This is a genomic window from Paracidovorax oryzae ATCC 19882, from assembly GCF_000687165.1.
Classification (GTDB): Bacteria; Pseudomonadota; Gammaproteobacteria; order Burkholderiales; family Burkholderiaceae_C; genus Paracidovorax; species Paracidovorax oryzae.
Map to the genome: position 1 here is coordinate 1 of NZ_JMKU01000072.1, position 1,100 is coordinate 1,100.

1 protein-coding gene is annotated in these 1,100 nt (G+C 69.4%); it reads left to right on the plus strand.

Annotation, left to right across the window (positions count from 1 at the left end; translation table 11 throughout):
* Nucleotides 1–288: 288 nt before the first annotated feature.
* Nucleotides 289–1,100, plus strand: an 812-nt coding sequence (locus tag T336_RS0122435; RefSeq protein ID WP_026434191.1) for a cache domain-containing protein, incomplete at its 3' end; no start/stop codon positions are given.

A 1,100-nucleotide genomic window follows, 5' to 3' on the forward strand; every position in this document is an offset into this window, starting at 1 on the left:
CCGCCCTCGTCGAGCAGGCCACCGCCGCCGCGCAATCGCTGCAGCAGCAGGCGCACCAGCTCGCCGACGCCGTCGCCGGCTTCAAGCTCGACGCCGGGGGCGACCATGCCACCGGCCATGCGCATCCACACCCCGCATTGGGAGCCCCCCGCCACCCGATTTGATACCTCAGGACCTCTCAAGGCGTTTTCCCGCACGGCGCAGTCCCATGGCTGCGCCGTACCTTTTTCCCCTTCCCCGCGGCACACACTGCGGCCCAGCCGCTTTTTCCGTTTTCGAGAGCTCCCCATGTTCCAGAGTCTGCAAGCCCGCCTGATCGGGATCTGCATCGCCATCACCACGGCGTCCCTCGTGGTGATGGCCTTTGCCACCTTCCTTGTCGTGCGCGGCAACACACTCACAGGCATCGATGCCCAACTCGCCCAGCGCACGCGGCTGCACGCCGACGAGATCACCAGCTGGGTGAAGGAAAAACAGCGCATCACCAGCTCCATCCGGATCGCGGCCACCCAGCCGGACCCGACTCCGTTCCTGCAGGCCGCGAAGCAGGCTGGCGCGCTCGACGATGCCTATCTGGTCCACGCGGACAAGCGGCACAGCTTCCTGCACCCCGTGCCCGACGGCTACGACGGCACGTCCCGCGGCTGGTACAAGCAGGCGATGCAGGCCGGCGGCCCCATCGTGACGCCGGCCTACATCGGCGCCAGCTCCGGCAAGCTCCTCATCACGTTCGCCGAGCCCTGGGGGCCGGCCGGCCAGTTCGCGGGCGTGGTGGCCACCGACATGCTGCTGGAAACCGTCGGCCGCATGGTGACCGCCATCCAGCCCACGTCCAGGAGCTTCGCCATGCTCGTCGATGACCAGGGCCGCCTGCTCGCCCAGGCCGATCCCCAGCTGGCACTCAAGCCGGTCTCCGCGCTCGCTGCCGGCATCGACGCCGCGCTGCTGCAGCGGCTCGCGGCGGACGGGGGCCATGCGGAAGTGGCAGCCAAGGGCTCCGACCAGATGCTCTACGCCGCGAAGGTGGAAGGCACGCCCTGGATCCTGGCCATCGCCATCGACCGCGCCGAGGCCACCCGCCCCGTGCGCGAACTCCTCAA